This is a genomic window from Pseudomonas sp. LBUM1651, assembly GCF_059716135.1.
This window is the reverse complement of sequence record NZ_CP166805.1, coordinates 2421324-2439214: the sequence shown is the minus strand read 5'-3', so window position 1 is coordinate 2439214 and position 17891 is coordinate 2421324. Positions and strand designations below refer to the sequence as shown.

Below are 17891 nucleotides of genomic sequence, written 5' to 3'. Positions count from 1 at the left end.
TCACCGGCTCAGTGGGCTTTTAGATTACACCCTGATTACAGAGCCATATCGCTGGCAGCGTTAGCCTTCGGCGCTTTAGGCGCTTCGGTCGGAGCAGCAGCCGGGGCCGCCACTTGACCGATCGCCGGCGGCGGAGTCAGTTGCAACACCTTGGCGGTGTAGGCCCACTCTTCAGCCACTTTTTCAGGGCTGCCGTTCAGCTGAGTGCCATAGCTCGGCACGATCTGGTGCAGCTTTTCCTGCCAGGCAGGCGAAGCAACCTTGTCCTTGAACACCTTCTGCAGCACGGTCAGCATGATCGGCGCAGCGGTCGAGGCACCCGGCGAAGCGCCCAGCAGACCGGCGATGGTGCCGTCAGCGGAAGCAACGATTTCGGTACCCAGTTTCAGCACGCCACCAGCCGCTTCATCACGCTTGATGATTTGCACGCGCTGGCCGGCTTGCCACAGGCGCCAGTCTTCAGCCTTGGCGTTCGGGAAGTATTCTTTCAGGGCGTTGAGGCGGTCTTCATCCGACAGCATCAGTTGGCCGGCGAGGTACTCGACCAGCGGGTATTCCTTGATGCCGACCTTGGTCATTGGCCACACGTTGTGCGTGGTGGTCGTGGTCAGCAGGTCCAGGTACGAACCTTCTTTGAGGAACTTGGTGCTGAAGGTCGCGAATGGGCCAAACAGGATCACGCGCTTGCCGTCCAGAACACGGGTGTCCAGGTGGGGAACCGACATTGGCGGAGCGCCAACGGAGGCTTTGCCGTACGCCTTGGCCAGATGTTGCTCGGCGATGGTCGGGTTCTCGGTCACGAGGAACGAGCCGCCTACCGGGAAGCCTGCGTATTCCTTGGCTTCAGGAATGCCGGACTTCTGCAGCAGGTGCAATGCACCACCGCCCGCGCCGATGAACACGAACTTGGCGTCGGTTTCGGTTTTTTTACCGTCTTTCAGGTTTTTGTAGCTGACGCGCCAGGTGCCGTCTTCGTTCTTGGTGATGTCTTGCACTTCGCTAGACAGTTTCAAGTCGAACTTCGGGGTGGTTTGCAGGTGCGCAACGAACTGGCGGGTGATTTCGCCGAAGTTGACGTCGGTGCCGATCGGGGACCAGGTGGCCGCGATTTTCTGGTTCGGGTCGCGCCCTTCCATCATCAGCGGAACCCACTTCTTGATCACAGCCGGGTCTTCGGAATACTGCATGCCGGCAAACAGCGGGCTCGCCTGCAGGGCTTCGTAGCGCTTCTTCAGGAACTTGATGTTGTCATCGCCCCACACAAAGCTCATGTGCGGCGTGGAGTTGATGAACGAACGCGGGTTTTTCAGCACGCCTTGCTGAACCTGCCAGGCCCAGAACTGACGGGAAATCTGGAACGCTTCGTTGATTTCAACGGCTTTCGGGATCGAGACTTTGCCGTTCTCGTCTTCCGGGGTGTAGTTCAACTCGGCCAGGGCGGAGTGACCGGTACCGGCGTTGTTCCAGCCGTTGGAGCTTTCCAGGGCGACGCCGTCGAGGCGCTCGATCATTTCCATCGAAGTGCCAGGTTCCAGCTCATTGAGCCAGACACCCAGGGTCGCGCTCATGATGCCGCCGCCGATGAGCAACACATCGACTTTCTTTGCCTCTTCCGCGTGAACGGACGTGATCCCCATCGACAAAGCCAGCCCCAACAGGGCCGTGTTCATTTTCTTAAACATCTGTAGCACCTTTGATAAAACGCCATCCGCCCTTCCATCCTCACGACGAAACCCTTGTTTCACACGGCATTCAGGCAGATGTCGTGGGGGACTCGCACATAAGATCCGGAGGGGTGGGCACACAAGGCCGACGTGATCCATCGACCTCAGTTTATATGTCCCTACTGAACTGACTTTTTATCTTTATTGGCTTCAGCTACTTGAGCGACAGTGATTCTGCTGGCGCGTCTCGAGGACACGCAAACTGAATAGGTCAAACCAAGTTGAGGCGAAGAATATCACGACATCGCAAACCCGCGCGTCTGTTCCCGACCTGATAGTCCGAACACGCGCGCCGGGGCCACTATACTCAATCTGTTTTTTCGACAAGCCGGTGAGGAGTAGTCATGAGCGACAAAAACGATCTGCGCAAATATTCCTCTCAAGTGGTCGACGGCGTGGAGCGCGCGCCCGGCCGCTCGATGCTGCGGGCCGTGGGTTTCACCGACGAGGACTTCAAGAAGCCGCAGATCGGCATCGCCTCGACCTGGGCGATGGTCACGCCGTGCAACATGCACATCGACAAACTGGCGAAAGAGGCCGAAAAAGGCGCGAATGCCGCCGGGGCCAAGGGCGTGATTTTCAACACCATCACCATTTCCGACGGCATCGCCAACGGCACCGAAGGCATGAAGTATTCGCTGGTGTCGCGGGAGGTGATTGCCGATTCAATCGAGGTCGTCGCCGGGTGCGAAGGCTTTGATGGCCTGGTAACGGTGGGCGGCTGCGACAAGAACATGCCGGGCTGCCTGATCGGCATGGCGCGGCTGAACCGCCCTTCCATCTTCGTCTATGGCGGGACGATTCGGCCCGGTGCCGGCCACACCGACATCATTTCCGTGTTCGAAGCCGTGGGCCAGAATGCGCGCGGCGACATCAACGAAATCCAGGTCAAGCAGATCGAGGAAGTGGCCATTCCCGGCCCCGGTTCCTGCGGCGGGATGTACACCGCCAACACCATGGCCTCGGCCATTGAAGCGCTGGGCATGAGCCTGCCCGGTTCCAGCTCGCAGGACGCCGTCGGCAGCGACAAGGCCTCGGACAGTTTTCGCGCCGGCCAGCAGGTCATGGAGCTGCTGAAGCTGGACCTCAAACCGCGGGACATCATGACCCGCAAAGCCTTCGAAAATGCGATCCGCGTGGTGATCGCCCTCGCCGGCTCGACCAATGCGGTGCTGCATCTGCTGGCCATGGCGCATGCCGCGGACGTCGAATTGACGCTGGATGATTTTGTCGAGCTGGGCAAGGTGTCGCCTGTGGTGGCCGATTTGCGCCCCAGCGGTAAATACATGATGAGCGAACTGGTTGCCATCGGCGGCATTCAACCGCTGATGAAGCGCATGCTCGCGGCCGGCATGTTGCATGGCGATGCGATGACGGTGACCGGCAAGACCCTCGCGGAAAACCTCGAAAACGTGGCGGATTACCCCGAAGACCAGGACGTGATCCTGCCCTTCGATCGGCCGGTCAAAAAGGATTCCCACCTTGTTGTGCTGCGCGGCAACCTTTCGCCGACTGGTGCGGTGGCCAAGATCACCGGTAAGGAAGGCTTGCGTTTTGAAGGCACGGCGCGGGTCTATCACGGTGAGGAAGGTGCGTTGGCCGGCATTCTCAACGGCGAAGTGAAAGCGGGTGACGTTATCGTGATCCGTTACGAAGGCCCCAAGGGCGGCCCCGGCATGCGCGAAATGCTCTCGCCGACGTCAGCGGTCATGGGCAAAGGCTTGGGCAAGGACGTTGCGCTGATCACTGATGGCCGTTTCTCCGGTGGTTCGCACGGTTTCGTGGTGGGGCACATCACGCCGGAAGCCTTTGATTGCGGGCCGATTGCGTTGATCGAAGACGGCGACAAAATCACCATCGATGCGGAAAGCCGGCGGATCACGGTCGATGTTTCCGATGCTGAACTGGCCGAGCGCAAGAGCCGCTGGGTGCGGCCGGAATCGAAGTACAAACGCGGGGTGCTGGCGAAGTATGCGAAGACAGTGTCCAGTGCTTCGGAGGGGGCTGTGACGGATAAGTATCTTTAAGCCGTAGTTCTGCGTTGCCTGATCTGACGCCATCGCCGGCAAGCCGGTCTCGCTCCCACATTGGATGTCCTGTGCACACAAATGCCGTGTACGACAAAGATCAAATGTGGGAGCGAGACCGGCTTGCCGGCGATGGCGTCCGGTCAGGCGACATCAATAATGTTGAATGGGCTCACAGCCGAAACCGATCCACCGACTGCGAAAGCTTCCCCGCCAGCGCCGACAAATCATCCGTGGTCGAAGCCGTCTGGCCAATGACTTTGCTGTTCCCCTCAGACATGCCCGCAATCATCTCCACCTGATGCGCGATTTCATTACTGGCCAGGCTCTGCTCGCCGATCGTGCGGGAGATGTCGTTCACCAGTTGCGTGGTGTTCAGCGTGGCCTCGAGGATTTCGCGGATGGCGCGTTCGACGTCGGCGGTCACGGCCATGCCTTTGTCGACCTGAGCCACGCCCGCCTCCATGCTGGTGACCGCCTCGCGGGTGCTTTGCTGGATACGCGCAACCATGGTGGCGATTTCCTGGGTGGAGGCGCTGGTGCGCCCCGCCAGGCTGCGGACTTCGTCGGCCACCACGGCAAAGCCGCGGCCCTGCTCCCCGGCACGCGCGGCCTCGATGGCGGCGTTCAGCGCCAGCAGGTTGGTTTGATCGGCAATGCCCTTGATCACCTGAATGATGCTGAAAATGCCCTCGGATTCCTTATCCAGCGTGCGGATGACCTGGGCCGACTGCTGCGCCGAACGCGCAATCCCGTCCATGTCGTTGACCACCTGATGGATCACCCGACCGCCATCCTTGGCCAGTGCCTCGGCCTGGTTGGCCATGTTCAGCGCACGCTCGGCGTGGCGAGTGATGTCCTCGATGCTCGCGGTCATTTCACTCGCAGCGGCGGCCATGGTGCTGGCGGCGGCGCTTTGCTGCTGGCTGCTGTCGGCGACTTCGTGGCAACCATTGCTCAACTGCGCGCTCATGCCTCTGACGCCATGGGCGTTGCTGCGCACCACTTCGATCATGCCGCGCAAATCACGCTGCATGGTCGCCAGGCTGCGGATCAGCGCGCTGGCTTCGTCCTTGCGGGTGGGCTCGGCAATCGCTTCGCTCAAGTTGCCGTGGGCGATGCCCTCGGCAATGCGGCTGGCGGTTTGCAACGGTCCCATGATGCTCAGAATCACCCAGCGTCCCTGGGCGAGCAGCAGCAACAGGCTGGCGGCAAGCACGATGCCCAGCGTGAGATTGGCGTTGCTGATGACCTGTTGAGTGCCTGCGCTGGTCTGCTGGGTATTTGTCTCGATCAGCTCACTGAGGGCGGCCATCTGGTCTTCCAGCTGGCTGAACACGGTGTTGAAGTTACCCAGCTCTTTTTGTGCCGCATCCGGACTTTCCAGGGCCAGCCCGACAATGCGCTCGGCGGCGCTGATGTAGGTATCGAGGCTGGGTTTGATCTTGTTCAAGCCGGCCTTGATGGTGTCGTTGACCGGCAGCTTGAGGTTTTCACCCAACACTTCACGAAAGTGCGATGCGTGTTCCTCGATGGAACTGCGCACTTCGGCATTCGTACTGGTGCTTTTGCCGAGCCCGACCAACATCGCCGACAGTACGTCGGCGCGTAACGCGTCGTGCATCATGTCGGCTTCGAGGTGATTGCGCAGCGCGGCCATGCTGACCTCGTTGTCGTTCACCGCGGTCGCCATTTGCGAATTTCCCAGGTAACTGACCAGGCTCATGATCAAAGCCGTGAGCAGACCGGTGCCGATCAGCAGGATCAAGCGAAATTTTATCGACACTCTGTGGTCCCCTGTCAGTTGGCTACAGCCATTCGTGGATGGCTTCTGAACAGGTTATCGACCGCGACAAAGGGAAATTGAAGGCTATGTCGATGTGTTCGTGCTTTTGCGACATGCGGTCGTCATCGGTGCTTTTTGCGTTTTGCCGCGAAGGTAAACCAGCAGCAAGCTGACGAACGCGCCGGCCACCGCAAGTGCCATGTCCTTTTGTGAATCCCAGGGATCGTTTTGTGCGCCGACAAAGGCCTGCGACGTGTCGTCGCCCAGGAACGCGCCACCGACCCATTCCACCAGTTCGTACACTGCCGAGGTCGACAGCATGAGGTTCATCGTGATGAAAAACAGCCAGAAACCGCGCAACGGCGTCAGTCGCAGCAACACTTCGCGCACCGGACAAACCAGCAGTAACCCGTAGCTCAAATGCACCAGCCGATCAAAATGGTTGCGATGCAGCCCGAAGCTTTTAACCAGGCTGACACCGGTCAAGGCTGAGCACCAACGATCGTACGGCACCAGGGAATAGGTGTAGTGGGAACCCAGTTCGTGAATGCAGGATCAGCAGCGTCAGTTCGTATCGCTGATGTGCATTTGGCTGCATGATTTGAGTGCCTCACAGGTTGGATACAGCTTGAGCCTTGCAGCCCAGAAGCGCTTGCAGTTTCAGGGCATTACCCAGCGCAAAACCACTGGCGGTGTTATCAAAGATGCACCAGCTGACGGCGCCCGCCTGCTCCGCGTTTCGCACCTGCTGCGCCAGCGCCTCCAGCCGGCTTGGGTCGTAATCACTGTGATAGATGCGCGGCGAACCGTGCCAGCGCCAGTAATGGATCCCCGGCCAACTACCCGGCCTGTCGCCATCGGTAATGGGCGATGGGTCGGCAGCCACCCGGCCGACTGTCTGCTCGATCAACAAGGCCTCCGCGTCCAGCCAACTCTCATGTCGAGGCTCAAGCACCACCGGCCCCGCGTAACGCTGCCGCAACGCCACGAAAAACGCCGAAGCGATGCCCTCCTCGTATACCAGCGACGGCGGCAACTGCACCAGAATGCAACCCAAAGACTCACCCAGCGCTGCGCACTCGGCGAGAAACTCGTCCAGCAATAACTCACAGCCCTGCAAACGCTGCACATGGGTGATGAGCTTGGGCATCTTTACCGAAAAACGAAAGGCAGACGGCACCGACTGCGCCCAGCGTGAATAGGTTTGCGGCCGATGCGGGCGATAAAACGAGCTGTTGATTTCAACGGCCGTCAGTTGCGACGCATACCGCTGCAAGTATGTCCCGTCGGCAGCAAACAACGGCCAGTAGTCACGAGGCAGGTTCCAACCAGCGCAACCGACGTAGATCTGATTCTCCTCGTTCAATAGAGCACCCCAGCGGAATTGCGCATGAACATCTCCCTAACTTCGAGAAAAGCCCAGCCCGCAAGTTCGTTTTTTCCTCAGCGTATGCAGTTACCAGCTCACGCCGGAAATCGAGCTGGCGATGAACGCCAACAACCTGTTTGACAAGACCTACTTCACTGCGGCCTATAACCAGATCAATGGCAACAACAACTACGGTGATCCGCGCAACGTGATGTTCAGTGTGAAATACACGCCGGAGTTCTAGCATCACCGATCGTTTCATCAACGCCCTCCCCGTTCGCAAGCGCAGGGTGGGCGGTTTCAGCATCCTTACGCTTGGCTCCGACTCCCTTTAAAAGCCTCACGCCGCGCTTGTCGTTCTGCGGCGTAGGCTTCGCTCTGCTCACTGATCAGCTCATCCCGACGCAACAGCTCACCGCAATGTTCGCAAAGCGGTCCTAACCCTGCTGGTTCGCCACAGGTTTTGTGGGTGTACACCACCGCCAGGCCTTCCTCCGGCGACTTGCACCAGGTTTCCCCCCAGGCGCGCAGCGCAAGCACCACGGAGTAAAAGGCCTGCCCTTTTTCGGTCAGATAGTATTCGTAGCGTGGTGGGCGTTCGTTGTAGAGACGGCGTTCGACCAGGCCGTCAGCCTCGAGATTCTTCAAGCGTGCAGCGACCATTTGCGGGGTGCCGCCGGTCTGCGCCTGGATCTCGTCGTACCGATGACTCCCCATGATCAGCTCACGCAGGACCAGCACGGTCCAGCGGTCGCCCACGATTGCCTCGGCCCGGGAAATCGGGCACAGGGTGTCGGGAACACTGGTACTTATCGACATACGGACTTGCCTCTTTCACAGTTACTATGATTATCATATCAACAAGATGCCCAGGCAAGCCCCCGGCACCGGTCACTCAACTTCTGTGGAGAACATCGTCATGTCGAACGCCCCTTATCCGCTCAACCGGACCGCCTATCTGCTGGTCGATCCGTACAACGATTTCCTGTCGGAAAACGGCAAGGTCTTCCCCTTGATCAAACCGATCGCCGAGCAAGTCGGCCTGCTCGACAACCTGCGCGCTCTCGACCGCGCGGTGCGCGCCCGCGACATTCCGGTGGTCATCGTACCGCACCATCGCTGGGAACACGGCGACTACGAAGGCTGGGACCATCCGACGCCGACCCAGTGCAAGATCATGCACATGCGTCACTTTGCTCGCGGGGAATGGGGCGGCGAATGGCATCCGGATTTCGCGCCAAAGGACGGTGACATCGTCGTTCAGGAACATTGGGGCTCCAGCGGTTTTGCCAATACCGACCTCGATTTTCGCCTCAAGCAGAAAGGCATCACCCACGTGATCATCGTCGGCCTGTTGGCCAACACCTGCATCGAAGCGACTGCCCGCTATGCATCGGAACTGGGTTATCACGTCACCCTGGTGCGTGATGCGACTGCCGCCTTCCGCCCGGAGATGATGCACGCCGCCCACGAGCTGAACGGCCCCACCTTCGCTCACGCCATTGTGACGACGGACGAACTCGTCGCCACCCTGGCACAGCATGAGTAACCGCCGATGAAACTGACAGGAAACCTGATAATCGGCGCCCACGATGTCCCGGCAACCGAAGGGACGATGAAAGCGCTCAACCCCGCCACCAACACGTTGATCGAACCGGATTTCGCGCTGGGTGGCGTGGCGCAAGTCCATCGGGCGGCCACCCTCGCTGACGAGGCATTCGACAGTTACAGCCATACCTCGCTCGCTGGGCGCGCGGCGTTTCTCGAAAGCATTGCCGACAATCTCGAAGCAGTCCGTAAAGAGTTAGCGGCACGGGCCGCGCTTGAAACGGGCTTGCCGCAAGCGCAACTGGAAGCCGAGGCAACAAGGGCCGCCACACAGTTTCGCCAATTCGCGGAGGTCGTGCGCAAAGGCCGCTTCCTGCAACTGGCCATCGATCCGGCTCAGCCTGATCGTCAGCCTCGCCCGCGCATGGACCATCGGTTGCAAAAAATGGCCATCGGCCCGGTGGCGATTTTCGGGGCGAGCAATTTTCCGATCGCCTACTCAGTGGCCGGTGGCGACACCGCGTCGGCACTGGCCGCTGGCGCGACCGTCATTCTGAAGGCGCACAACGCCCATCCGGGCGCTTCGGAAATCCAGGCGCGGGCTATCCAAAAGGCGGTGCAGGACCACGGGTTGCACGAGGGTGTTTTCTCGATGGTGCGCGGCACCGGCAACACGATCGGTGAAGCCCTGGTCGATCACCCGTTGGTCAAGGCAGTGACGTTTACCGGTTCGGAACAGGGCGGCATGGCGCTATATCGCCGTGCGCAGCTACGGCCCGATCCCATTCCGGTGTTCACCGAGATGACCAGCATCAACCCCACGTTCATCCTGCCGGACGCACTGGCCGAACGTGGCGCGCAGATCGGTGACGGCTTTATCGAGCGCATGCTGGTCAATGTCGGGCAAGCCTGCCTCAGGCCCGCCCTGCTGATCGCGATCAAAGGCGCTGGTCTTGAAGCACTGCGCGACGCCATGGCGAAACGCGTGACCGAGGCCTCGGCGCGCACGATGCTGACGCCGGGGATTCATGCGTCCTACCTGAACGGTCTGGCCGCGATGGAGAACGCCGGTGCGCGCCGCATCGCCGAAGGTTCGACGGCCAGCGCAGACTTTGACGGCCAGTCGGCGCTGCTGGAAGTCGAGGGCCAACGTTTCCTGAGCGAAGCGGTACTTTCGCAGGAAGTCTTCGGTCCATCCGCCCTGCTGGTGACCGTCGAGGATGAAGCTGAAATGCTCGCCATTGCTCGTTCGCTCAAAGGCCAGCTCAGCGCCGCGCTGCACCTTGAAGAAAATGACTTGCCATTGGCCCGGCGCTTGCTGCCGGTGTTGGAACGCCGCACCGGGCGCATCGTCGTCAACGCATTTGCCCATCCCCAGGAGGTGACCTACGCCACCGTTCACGGCGGACCATTCCCGGCCACCTCGGACAGTCGCTTCACCTCGGTGGGCATGACGTCGATCGAACGCTTCTTGCGTCCGGTGGCTTATCAGGGTTTTCCGGATGCGCTGTTGCCTGAGGTACTGCGTGATTTCAACCCGTTGAAGCTGCCTCGCCTCGTGGACGGGCAATAGTTGCAATCCGGCCCGGCAATCAAGGATCGACCTGAGTCATCAGTTCGACGACACTTTCCGGGCGATTGGCATAGCGCCGCGCCAGCACCGCGCAAACCATCAGCTGAATCTGGTGGAACAGCATCAATGGCAGGATCAACACGCCAATGGTGCTGCCGGCGAACAACACCTGGGCCATCGGTACGCCGGTGGCCAGGCTTTTCTTCGAACCACAGAACAGGATGGTGATGCGGTCTTCCTGATTGAAGCCAAAGGCCTTGCCCAGCACGGTGGACGCCAGCAGTACCAGACCCAGCACGATGCAGCAGACCACCACCAACCCGGCCAGCTCCCAGAGCGGAATCTGGTGCCAGATGCCTTCGATCACCGCCTCGCTGAACGCACCGTAGACCACCAACAGGATCGAGCCCTGGTCGACGAACTTCAGCCAGCTCTTGTTACGCGCCACCCACGCACCGATCCAGCGCCGGGCGATCTGCCCGGCAATGAACGGCAGCAACAGTTGCACGCTGATCTTCAGAATCGCATCGAGCGTCGAACTGCCCTCGCCGTGCACATTCAGCAGCAACGTCACCAGCAACGGCGTGAGGAAGATCCCGAACAGGCTGGAGGCCGCCGCGCTGCAAATCGCTGCCGGAACATTCCCGCGAGCCAGGGACGTGAAAGCAATCGCCGACTGCACCGTTGCAGGCAGCGCGCAGAGGTAGAGCATGCCCATGTACAGATCGTCGCCGATCAGCGGCGACAGTAAGGGTTTGAGCGCCAGGCCAATCAGTGGGAACAGGATGAACGTCAGGCTGAACACCAGCAAATGCAGGCGCCAGTGGCCGGCACCGGCGATGATCGATTCACGCGACAGTTTGGCGCCATGCAGGAAAAACAGCAGGGCAATGGCGAGGTTGGTCAGCCAGCCAAAACCGACCGCGACCTGGCCGCTGGCAGGCAGCAGGCTGGCGAGAACGACCACGCCGATCAGGGTCAGGGTGAAGTTGTCGGGCAAAAAACGGGGGCGGGTCATCGTTGTCATCCGGCGGTGGCGAGGAACGTTGCCTCGACTCTAACGCGCCTGCCGATTGCCGACTAACGCTAATAAGCCAGTAGATATCGTCTAACGGACATAACCCTGACGCGAATGCATTCGTTAATAAAAACAGCGGCAGCGGCAGCGGCAGCGGCAGCGGCAGCGGCAGCGGCAGCGGCAACTTCATGCGAACGCGGTACTCGCCATTACACAAATCAATTGTAGGAGCCGGCTTGCTGGCGATAGTGGCCGAAAGGGCAATGCAAGGCTCAAGGCCCAATCGCCAGCAAGCCGGCTCCTACAGGGGAACGAGTACATCCGAAGAGTCAGCTCGGCTGTCAGGTAGCCACCGCACCCGCTCAATCATCCTCATGCAACTTGATGCCCCTGGCGTGCAGCAGATGCGGCACCAACAGCACCAGCAGGGTCAATGCGAGAAACGCAGCGGAAATCGGTTGTGTCAGAAACACCGTCCAGTCGCCCTCGCTGATCGACAACGCGTTACGCAGTTGTTTTTCCGCCATCGGCCCCAGCAGCATGCCCACGATCACCGGGGCGACGGGGAAGTCGAACCGCCGCATCAACACCCCGCCCCACCCGATCGCCAGCATCAGCAACAAGTCGAAGGAAGAGTGGCGCATGCCGTACACGCCGATGGTGGCGAACACCAGAATCCCGGCGTTCAGGTACGGCCGCGGGATTTGCAACAACTTCACCCAGAGCCCCACCAACGGCAGATTCAAAACCAGCAATATGACGTTGCCGATGTAGAGCGACGCCACCAGGGTCCAGACCAGTTCCCCCGAGGTTTCAAACAGCAGCGGGCCCGGTTGCAGGTTGTAGTTCTGGAATGCGGCCAACAGGATGGCTGCCGTGGCCGACGTCGGGATACCGAGGGTCAGTAACGGCACCAGAGAACCGGTCGCACTCGCGTTGTTCGCCGCTTCAGGGCCGGCGACGCCCTCGATGGCGCCCTCGCCTTTGCTGGCGGCGAATTCTTTCGGGTATTTGCTGAGCTTGCGCTCGGTGGAATAGGACAGAAACGTCGGGATCTCCGCGCCTCCGGCCGGAATCGACCCGAAGGGGAAACCGATCAGCGTTCCCCGCAGCCACGCCGGAACCGAGCGTTTCCAGTCGGCGCGCGTCATCCACAAGGAGGTCAGGCGATGCCGGCCCGTCGCTTCTTCTTTCTGATACAGCAGGCTGTACAACGCCTCGCCCACCGCAAATAACCCGACGGCCACGAGCACGACTTCGATGCCATCGACCAACTCCGGGACACCCAAGGTGTAGCGAGCAATGCCTGAGGTCGAGTCCAGGCCAATCAAGCCGATGGTCAGGCCAACACCCAACGAGGCAAAACCGCGCAACATGGACGCCCCGAGCACGGCAGACACCGTCGTGAACGACAGCACCAGGATGGCGAAATACTCTGCAGGTCCAAAATTGAGCGCCAGTTTGGCCACGATCGGCGCAAACAGGGTCAGCAGAATGGTCGCAATGGTGCCGGCCACAAAGGAACCAATGGCCGCCGTGGCCAAGGCCGGTCCTGCCCGGCCATTGCGGGCCATGAGGTTGCCTTCCAGGGCGGTCACCATGGACGACGATTCCCCGGGCGTATTGAGCAAAATGGACGTCGTAGAGCCGCCAAACTGAGCGCCGTAATAGATACCGGCAAACATGATCAGCGCGCCAGTGGGGTCGACCTTCGCGGTGATTGGCAGCAGCAACGCCACCGTCAGCGCCGGCCCGATGCCCGGCAAGACTCCGATAGCGGTGCCGAGCAGGCAGCCAATGAACCCCCACATCAGATTGATCGGCGTCAGGGCCGAGGAAAAACCCATTGCCAGGCTTGCAAGAATGTCCACCCTGTTGATCTCCTTCGGCCCGAATCAGATCCAGGCGTTGACAAGCGGCGGAAGGGAAACCCCCAGCCCGGCATTGAACAACCAGTAAATCGGCAGCGTCAGGGCAATGCCGATGGCGAGATCGCGCAGAGGGTGGCGACTGCCAAAGCCCCGCGCCGAACAGGCGAACAACAGCGCGGCCGCCAGGACGAATCCGATCAGATTGATCAGCACGGCCACCCCCGCCAGCCCCCCCGTCACCCACGCCACACCGGCCTTGCCGCCGGGCAACGCCTTGGCGGACTCGTCTTCGTGGTCAGCCAGTTCGCGAAAACCGCCGGTGAGGGCTTGATAGATCAGGACTGCACCCACGCCCCCCAGGAATACCGCTACGGCATAGGGATAAACATACGCGGGGAGGATGACGAACCCCATCTCGGGGGGAAACAGGAAGGCGCCGTATGCGAGTACGGCGCTGATGACGAGCACTCCGGCGCCAATCGCCAGTTGCACCGGTACGATTTTGTGGGCCTGAGTCATTTCGCAACCAGCCCGACCTCGACCAGCATCGCTCGTAGCCGCACGTGCTCCTCGTCGACGAATTTTCCGAACTCATCACCGGTCAGAATGTTGGCAGACCATTTGTTGGTTTCAATATTGTCTTTCCAGACTTTGCTGTTGGCGGCGGCGACCACGGCGTCGGTCACTTCCTTGCGCTGCTCGGGTGTGAGATTCGCGGCACCGTAAACACCACGCCAATTGCCGATGATCACGTCATACCCGCTTTCTTTAAGCGTCGGGGCATCGATGCCGGCAACGCGCTCCGGTGCACCGATGGCGAGCACTCGAAACTGATCATTCCTGATGTACTGGCCAAGCTCGGCGTAACCGCCGGTGATCACTTTGATCTGCCCCCCCAATGCCTGGGCAACCACTTCACCCCCGCCCGCGAAAGCAACGTAATTGACCTTGTTGACCGGAATACCCATTTTTGCGGCCAATTCGGCAATGCCGATGTGATCGATCGACCCCTTGGAGCCACCGCCCCAGGAAATACTGGTCGGTTTGTCCTTGAAGGCTTTCAGCAGGTCCTCCAGGGTTTTGAATTCGGACTCCTTGCGCACCGCAATCACGTTGTACTCGGTAAAGAGCCGGGCAATCGGCGTCACATCCTTCAAGGTAATCTGCGGTTTGTTCTGCTCGATGCCCGCGACCATGATCGCGCCGACCACGAGCAGCGCATCCGGATCGCCCTTGGTGCTGTTGGCAAACTGCGCCAGCCCCAGCGTGCCCCCTGCTCCACCCTTGTTTTCGAAGGTGGCGGATTTGGCGGCCTTGGCTTCAATCAAGGCTTTGCCCAGAACGCGGGCGGTCTGGTCATAACCGCCGCCGACCGAACCGGGGGCCATGAATTTGACGGTATCCAGCGCAAAGGCAGGCGTTGTGAGCACAGCGGTAGTGACGACAACCGCGAGGCAACGGGTGGATCGACGTAACAATGCAAACATGCGTTTTCTCCCAAGACTTTTGTTTTTATGGGGCGCCGGTTGAACGTCGATCAGGGCGAATACCCCGATCAATGAACATCCATCTCGGGATAAGCGTAGGCCATGGTTAGAATGGCGGCATACAACAGTGAATCACTTCATTTCAGGAAGACGCGTACATGGACGAACCCCGTGCCGATAGCCGCAGCAGCCCATGGTCGGTGTTCATCATTTTCCTGCGCCTCGGGCTGACCTCTTTCGGCGGCCCCATCGCCCACCTGGGCTACTTCCGTGACGAGTTCGTCACACGACGGCGCTGGCTGACGGAGCGCAGTTATGCGGATCTGGTGGCGCTGTGCCAATTCCTGCCGGGGCCGGCCAGCAGCCAGGTCGGCATTGCACTGGGCATGTCTCGGGCGGGATACCGCGGGGCGTTCGCCGCGTGGGCCGGTTTTACGCTGCCGTCAGCCGTTGCCCTGATCCTGTTTGCACTGGGGCTGTCCCGATACGGTGCACTCCTCTCGCCCGGCGCGCTGCACGGGCTCAAAGTGGTGGCCGTCGCGGTGGTTGCCCAAGCGGTATGGGGCATGGCGCGAAACCTGTGCACGGATGGGCTGCGCGTCACCCTCATGATGATTTCAGCAGGTGTTGTCCTGCTTGAACCGTCCGCCTGGGCACAGGTCGGGGTGATTATCGCCGCCGGTGTCGCCGGCCTGCTGTTGCTCAAACCCGCGCAGCGTGACGGGCACGATCCTCTGCCCATCCCCCTCAGCCGACGGGCCGGGGCGATCTGGTTGTCGCTGTTTCTGGCACTGTTGATCGGCCTGCCGATCTTGAATCAACTCTTGCCGAGTCAAACCCTGGCGCTGGTGGATGCCTTCTACCGGGCCGGGTCACTGGTTTTCGGTGGCGGCCACGTCGTACTGCCGCTGCTGCAAGCCGAGGTGGTGCCTTCGGGTTGGGTCAGCAATGAAGCGTTTCTCGCCGGGTATGGCGCCACGCAGGCCATGCCGGGGCCGCTGTTCACATTCGCCGCATTCCTCGGTGCATCCATGAACCTTGCGCCGTCGGGCTGGCTCGGCGGGTTGATCTGCCTGCTGGCGATCTTCGCGCCATCGTTCCTGTTGATCCTGGGCACCTTGCCTTTTTGGGAAGGGTTGCGCAGCAGTCTGCGCACACAGGCGGCACTGGCCGGGGTGAATGCCGCAGTGGTCGGCCTGCTGCTGGCCGCGCTGTATCAACCGGTCTGGACGAGTGCGATTTTCACCGCACAAGACTTCGGTCTGGCGCTGGTCGCCCTCATTGCATTGATGTTCTGGAAGCTGCCGCCGTGGCTAGTGGTACTCGGCTGCGGGGTTGCGGGTTGGCTGTTGAGCGCCGGGTAATCAAAACCAGGTGAATAACCGTTTGATTTTCACACAGTTACTTTTTCGGAAACACTAATCCTGGCGTCCTCGACGTAACACTGAAAAAGGGCGAGCTACTCTAAAAACCAACTGGACTTCGCGACTTGAGTTTATGGATGGCGTGCATCAGGAGACAGGTCATGAAAGGCATGCTCGGCGGCATTGGTTTGTCACTGATACTGGTGGCAACCGCAGCGTTCGCTCATCACGGCTGGAGTGAATACGACTCCGACAATCCATTGCAATTGAACGGCACGATCGAAGAATCGGGTTACTCCCATCCTCATGGATTCGTGCGCCTCAAAACACCGGACAAGACCTGGAACGTGGTATTGGCGCCGCCCTCGCGCATGGAAAACCGTGGTCTTTCCAAGGAGATGCTAAGTGTCGGCAGCACGGCCAGCGTGGTCGGCTATCAGAATCGCAACAAACCGGATGAACTGCGCGCCGAGCGCATCACGGTTGGCGGCAAAACCACAGAGTTACGCTGATGCAAACCTTCACTACCGGCGCGGGTCCGGGTGCGGATAGCTGGCTGGACTGGGTGGGTGACTCGCAACTGGGCGCCGCCATGCGGGGCGACCTGTGGATGTATCCGATGGTGGAGGTGGTTCACATCATCGGGTTTATAGTGCTGGTTGGCTCGGTGGTGATGTTCGATCTGCGGGTGCTCGGGCTGTCGAAAAACATTGCCGTGACCGACCTCGCTCGTCACCTCCTGACCTGGTCAGTCGCTGCACTGCTGTTGATCGTGCCTGCCGGACTGATGATGTTTTCAGCCCACCCCCATGATTTCGCCTCCAACAGCGTTTTCATCCTCAAGCTTTGCCTGATTGCGACGGCAGGCCTCAATGCAGCGCTGTTCCACGTCGGCGTCTTTCGTTCAGTCAATCAGTGGAACACTGTAGTCGGTGCGCCCGGCATCGCAAAATGCCAGGCGCTGCTGTCGATCGCGTTATGGCTCACCGTAGTGTTGTGCGGTCGGCTGCTGGCCTACACCTGATGATCAAGTATTGGTTTTCAACTTGGTCCACAGACGCGTGCTCAACCGCGCAATCGCCGCTGGCAATTCCTCGACGGTAAACAGCTTGTCCAGCACACTTTTCGGCGGGTAGATCGCCAGGTCCTGCTTCACGGCCGGGGTCACATACTGATCCGCCGCGAGGTTGGGGTTGGCGTAATGGATGCTGTTGCTGATGTTGGCAATGACTTGCGGCGTCAGCAGGTAGTTCATGTAGGCGTAGCCATCCTTTTCGTGCGGCGCACTCTTCGGCATGACCACCATGTCGAACCACAGGGTCGAGCCTTCGTCAGGAATCGAATAGGCGATATCGATGCCGTTGTTGGCTTCCTTGGCGCTGGCGGCCGCCTGAACGATGTCGCCGTTGAACCCGATCACCGCGCAGACATTGCCGTTTGCCAGGTCGCTGATGTACTTGGACGCGTGGAAATATTGCACGTACGGCCTGATTTTCAGCAGCGCCTGCTCGGCTTTCTTGTAATCCGCCGGCTCGTGGCTGTGGGGCGGCAAGCCCAGGTAATTGAGGGTGATCGGCAGGATCTGCGTCGGGTTGTCGATAATCGCCACGCCGCACTGGCTGAGCTTCTTGATGTTTTCTTCAGCAAAAAACAGCTTCCACGAATGGGTGACATCGGTGTTGCCGAAGATCGCCTTGATCTTCTCGACGTTGTAGCCAATCCCTGCCGTGCCCCACATGTACGGATAGCCGTATTGATTGCCCGGATCATTGACTTCGAGTTTTTTCATCAACGCCGGGTCAAGGTTTTTCCAGTTCGGGAGCTGGCTCCTGTCGAGTTTCTGAATGGCCCCGGCCTTGATCAGACGCGACAGGAAGTGGTTCGAAGGGCTGACCACGTCGTAACCGGTGTTGCCGGTCATCAGCTTCGATTCCAGCACTTCGTTGCTGTCATGGATGTCGTAAGTCGCCTTGATCCCGGTTTCCTTGGTGAAACCGGGCAAAGTGTCGTCGGCGATGTAGCCGTTCCAGTTGGAAATATTGACGACTTCGTCCGCGTAAGTGGCAGCAGACAATGTGGTCAGTACAACCATCAGGGGAATTGTGTTCACGCGCATGTTCAATC

General features: G+C 60.0%; 16 protein-coding genes and 2 pseudogenes. 7 read left to right on the top strand and 11 right to left on the bottom strand.

Annotation, left to right across the window (positions count from 1 at the left end):
- Positions 1-35 precede the first annotated feature (35 nt).
- Positions 36-1682: a malate dehydrogenase (quinone) gene (mqo, locus tag ACA066_RS11300; protein WP_497699269.1), complete on the bottom strand. Its 1647-nt coding sequence runs from the start codon at positions 1680-1682 to the stop codon at positions 36-38.
- A 386-nt stretch (positions 1683-2068) separates the two neighbouring features.
- Between mqo and ilvD the strand changes: the two genes are divergently transcribed.
- Positions 2069-3751 carry a dihydroxy-acid dehydratase gene (ilvD, locus tag ACA066_RS11295; RefSeq protein WP_497699268.1) on the top strand — a complete coding sequence of 561 codons (1683 nt, stop codon included), beginning with the start codon at positions 2069-2071 and terminating at the stop codon, positions 3749-3751.
- Positions 3752-3923: 172 nt separating this feature from the next.
- Here the strand turns inward: ilvD and ACA066_RS11290 are convergent, their stop codons facing one another.
- The 4 genes and pseudogenes from ACA066_RS11290 to ACA066_RS11275 all read right to left on the bottom strand — a co-directional run bounded on the left by ACA066_RS11290 (position 3924) and on the right by ACA066_RS11275 (position 6903).
- Complete coding sequence (locus tag ACA066_RS11290; protein WP_497699852.1) at positions 3924-4577, bottom strand: methyl-accepting chemotaxis protein; 654 nt, start codon at positions 4575-4577, stop codon at positions 3924-3926.
- Between the two features lie 444 nt (positions 4578-5021).
- Positions 5022-5537: pseudogene (locus tag ACA066_RS11285) on the bottom strand (MCP four helix bundle domain-containing protein); the annotation flags it as partial.
- Positions 5538-5621: 84 nt separating this feature from the next.
- Positions 5622-6089, bottom strand: a pseudogene (locus tag ACA066_RS11280) (DUF2238 domain-containing protein); the annotation flags it as partial.
- 58 nt (positions 6090-6147) lie between these two features.
- Positions 6148-6903 (bottom strand): DUF72 domain-containing protein, encoded by a 756-nt coding sequence (locus ACA066_RS11275; protein ID WP_497699267.1) that lies wholly within the window; start codon positions 6901-6903, stop codon positions 6148-6150.
- A 121-nt stretch (positions 6904-7024) separates the two neighbouring features.
- On the opposite strand from ACA066_RS11275, the gene ACA066_RS11270 reads away from it, so the two are divergent.
- Positions 7025-7150 carry a hypothetical protein gene (locus ACA066_RS11270; RefSeq protein ID WP_497699266.1) on the top strand — a complete coding sequence of 42 codons (126 nt, stop codon included), beginning with the start codon at positions 7025-7027 and terminating at the stop codon, positions 7148-7150.
- Positions 7151-7215: 65 nt separating this feature from the next.
- On the opposite strand, the gene ACA066_RS11265 is transcribed toward ACA066_RS11270, so the two are convergent.
- Entirely contained in the window at positions 7216-7725 is a 510-nt protein-coding gene (locus tag ACA066_RS11265) for a winged helix-turn-helix transcriptional regulator (protein WP_497699265.1), read from the bottom strand.
- A 100-nt stretch (positions 7726-7825) separates the two neighbouring features.
- Between ACA066_RS11265 and ACA066_RS11260 the strand changes: the two genes are divergently transcribed.
- Positions 7826-8455: a cysteine hydrolase family protein gene (locus ACA066_RS11260; RefSeq protein WP_497699264.1), complete on the top strand. Its 630-nt coding sequence runs from the start codon at positions 7826-7828 to the stop codon at positions 8453-8455.
- A gap of 6 nt (positions 8456-8461) precedes the next feature.
- Positions 8462-10027: an aldehyde dehydrogenase (NADP(+)) gene (locus tag ACA066_RS11255; protein WP_497699263.1), complete on the top strand. Its 1566-nt coding sequence runs from the start codon at positions 8462-8464 to the stop codon at positions 10025-10027.
- A gap of 19 nt (positions 10028-10046) precedes the next feature.
- On the opposite strand, the gene ACA066_RS11250 is transcribed toward ACA066_RS11255, so the two are convergent.
- From ACA066_RS11250 to ACA066_RS11235, 4 genes are all read right to left on the bottom strand, one after another.
- On the bottom strand, positions 10047-11045 hold the full coding sequence (locus ACA066_RS11250; RefSeq protein ID WP_497699262.1) for a bile acid:sodium symporter family protein: 999 nt from the start codon (positions 11043-11045) through the stop codon (positions 10047-10049).
- Between the two features lie 362 nt (positions 11046-11407).
- Positions 11408-12916, bottom strand: coding sequence for a tripartite tricarboxylate transporter permease (locus tag ACA066_RS11245; RefSeq protein WP_497699261.1), 1509 nt, complete (start codon positions 12914-12916; stop codon positions 11408-11410).
- A gap of 24 nt (positions 12917-12940) precedes the next feature.
- Positions 12941-13435 carry a tripartite tricarboxylate transporter TctB family protein gene (locus ACA066_RS11240; protein ID WP_497699260.1) on the bottom strand — a complete coding sequence of 165 codons (495 nt, stop codon included), beginning with the start codon at positions 13433-13435 and terminating at the stop codon, positions 12941-12943.
- Positions 13432-14403, bottom strand: coding sequence for a tripartite tricarboxylate transporter substrate binding protein (locus tag ACA066_RS11235; protein ID WP_497699259.1), 972 nt, complete (start codon positions 14401-14403; stop codon positions 13432-13434). The genes ACA066_RS11240 and ACA066_RS11235 overlap by 4 nt, the downstream gene beginning before the upstream one ends.
- A gap of 158 nt (positions 14404-14561) precedes the next feature.
- On the opposite strand from ACA066_RS11235, the gene chrA reads away from it, so the two are divergent.
- The 3 genes from chrA (at position 14562) to ACA066_RS11220 (ending at position 16791) form a co-directional block, all read left to right on the top strand.
- Complete coding sequence (chrA, locus tag ACA066_RS11230; RefSeq protein ID WP_497699258.1) at positions 14562-15767, top strand: chromate efflux transporter; 1206 nt, start codon at positions 14562-14564, stop codon at positions 15765-15767.
- Positions 15768-15928: 161 nt separating this feature from the next.
- The gene (locus tag ACA066_RS11225; protein ID WP_497699257.1) at positions 15929-16279 is read left to right on the top strand and encodes a DUF6152 family protein; all 351 of its coding nucleotides are present in this window, start codon (positions 15929-15931) and stop codon (positions 16277-16279) included.
- Positions 16279-16791 (top strand): DUF6644 family protein, encoded by a 513-nt coding sequence (locus ACA066_RS11220; protein ID WP_497699256.1) that lies wholly within the window; start codon positions 16279-16281, stop codon positions 16789-16791. The genes ACA066_RS11225 and ACA066_RS11220 overlap by 1 nt, the downstream gene beginning before the upstream one ends.
- Before the next feature lie 3 nt (positions 16792-16794).
- On the opposite strand, the gene ACA066_RS11215 is transcribed toward ACA066_RS11220, so the two are convergent.
- Positions 16795-17883, bottom strand: coding sequence for a polyamine ABC transporter substrate-binding protein (locus ACA066_RS11215; RefSeq protein ID WP_497699255.1), 1089 nt, complete (start codon positions 17881-17883; stop codon positions 16795-16797).
- Between the last annotated feature and the right edge of the window lie 8 nt (positions 17884-17891).